This window comes from Nocardiopsis nanhaiensis (assembly GCF_054778635.1).
The window spans coordinates 1-2410 of record NZ_BAAGZJ010000169.1; the positions used below are offsets into that span (position 1 = coordinate 1).

At 70.8% G+C, this 2410-nt stretch carries 2 protein-coding genes; both read left to right on the plus strand.

Annotated features, from left to right (window positions below):
* Nucleotides 1-155 precede the first annotated feature (155 nt).
* Nucleotides 156-1085, plus strand: coding sequence for a PrgI family protein (locus ACYVD1_RS34545; RefSeq protein ID WP_460778685.1), 930 nt, complete (start codon nt 156-158; stop codon nt 1083-1085).
* 1 nt (nt 1086) lies between these two features.
* A partial coding sequence (locus ACYVD1_RS34550) for a VirB4 family type IV secretion system protein (protein WP_460778686.1) occupies nt 1087-2410 on the plus strand: 1324 nt, incomplete at its 3' end.

A 2410-nucleotide genomic window follows, 5' to 3' on the forward strand; every position in this document is an offset into this window, starting at 1 on the left:
GCCGCGGCCCGGGCAGCGGCCCCGGGCGTGGTCCCAACCGGGGTGGCCCCGGAAGGGGCACCGGCCCCGGGCCGGGCGCACCCTCGCCGCACCGCGGGCCACCTTCCCGGCCCAGCCCTGGCCGGAGTGCCCCTGCTTCCCGACGGAGGTCGTAAATGTCGCGTGTGCGCATGCCCGCCGATGTCGAACGTGAAGACAAGCTCCTGGCGGGCCTGACCGCCCGCCAGTTGATCATCATCGGTGTTCCCGGGCTCGGCCTGTGGCTGGTGCATCAAGCGGTGGGCCACCTCGTTCCACCCGTGGCCGTGGTGGCCGCCGCGGTACCGGTCATGGGCGGGGCAATCGCCGCCGCCCTGGCCACGCGCGACGGGCTCAGCCTGGACCGCCTGCTCTTGGCCGCACTCCGGTTTCTGCGCTCGCCTAAACGCCAGTCCACCGACGCCCACCGCGGCGCACCCACCCCCTCCTGGGTCAACGCCCGCACCCCGGCCCTGCCCCGGCCGCTGGATCTGCCGGTGCACAAGATCTCTGATGAGGGCGTGCTGGACCTGGGCGAACACGGGTGCGCCGTCCTCGTCTCGTGCTCCACGGTCAGCTTTTCGCTGCGCACACCGGCCGAGCAGGCAGGGCTGGTCTCGGGGTTTGGGTCCTACCTGAATTCGCTCAACTCCCCCGTGCAGATCCTCATACGCGCCGAGTCCATCTCGCTGGACCCGCTGGTGGAGGCTCTCGACCAGGCTGCCCCGGCCATGCCGCACCCCGCTCTGGAGCAAGCGGCGCGCGACCACGCCGACTTCCTGGCTGACTTGGCCCAGCAGCGGGATCTGCTGCGGCGCCACATCGTCCTCATCGTGCGCGACACCACCAGCAATGCCGCCCACGGCACGGCCAGCGCACGACGCCGCGCTGAGGAAGCCGTGCGCGCCCTGGCCGCGGCTGGCTCGCGCGCCCACATCCTGACCGGGCCGCAGGTGGCTGCCGTTTTGTCCTCGGCCGCTGACCCCTCCAGCCGCCATCGGCCCCCCGAAGGGCTGGCCAGCCCCCAGGCCCTGATCACCGGACCCACCGATACCGAGGAGGCTTGAGATGTTGACACGCAAGAAGAACCGAGCCCACACCGCCAGGGGTGAAGGGCCGGTGGCCGCTGAGGTGGAGGTGGCCTCCCGGCACCTGCGCCTCGGCGGCGGGGCCAGCTCGTCCTGGGCGGTGACCGGCTACCCCGCCGAGGTGGGGCACGGGTGGATGGAACCGCTGCTGACCTACCCAGGGCGGCTGGATGTGTCGCTGCACATCGAACCCATCCCGCCCCAGACCGCGGCCGACCGTCTCCGCAAACAGATGTCCAAGCTGGAAGCCTCCAACCGCACCACCGCCGAGAAGGGCAAGTTGGAGGATTTCGAGGCTGAGGTGGCGGCCGAGGACGCACGCGAGATGGCCGCCTCCCTGGCGCGCGGCGAGGGCAAACTCTTCCGAGTCGGGCTCTACCTGAGTGTGCACGCCCCCACCGAGGAGGCCCTGGCCGAGGAGGTCGACCACGTCCGCTCACTGTGTTCGTCGATGCTGGTGGACGTGCGGCCCGCCTCCTACCGGCAACTCCAAGGGTGGGTGGCCGCCCTGCCGGTAGGGGTGGATCTGCTGGAGCAGCGCCGCAGCATGGACACCGCCGCCCTGTCGGCAAGTTTTCCGTTCGCCTCGCCGGACCTGGCCGTGCAGACCAGCAACCGGGCGGTCCTCTACGGACTCAACGCCTCCTCCTCTGGGGTGGTGGTCTGGGACCGGTGGAGGGGCGACAACTACAACTCCGTGGTCCTGGCCCGCTCAGGCGCCGGGAAGTCCTACTTCTGCAAACTCGACCTGCTGCGCAGCCTGTACTCGGGTGTGACCGCAGCGGTCATCGACCCCGAAGACGAATACACCCGCCTGACCGAGGCGGTGGGCGGCACCCTCATGCGCCTGGGCGCACCCGGGGTGCACCTCAACCCGCTGGATCTGGCCCTGGATGCCACGGCCCGGCGTGACGCCGTGTCCAGGCGCGCCCTGTTCCTGCACACGCTGCTGGCGGTGATGGTGGGCGGTGCCCTGTCCGCCCGTCAACGCGCCGCGCTCGACCGGGCTTTGGTGGCCACCTACCGACAGGCCGGGATCACGGGTGAGGCCTCGACTTGGTCCCAGCAGGCCCCGCTCCTGGCGGACCTGGCCTCCACCCTGGCGGCCGATTCCGACGAGCACGCCCAGGACCTGGCGATCCAACTCCAACCGTTCGTCAGCGGCTCCTACAACGAACTCTTCCGCGCCCCCACCACCCACAGACCGACCGGGCACCTCATCTCGTGGAGCCTGCGCCAGCTGCCCGACGAACTCAAAGCCGTCGGCACGCTGCTAGCGCTGGATTCGATCTGGCGCACCGTGG

Excerpts from the sequence above, each read along its gene's own strand:
- ACYVD1_RS34545 (WP_460778685.1), top strand. The coding sequence starts at position 156 with ATGTCGCGTGTGCGCATGCCCGCCGATGTCGAACGTGAAGACAAGCTC.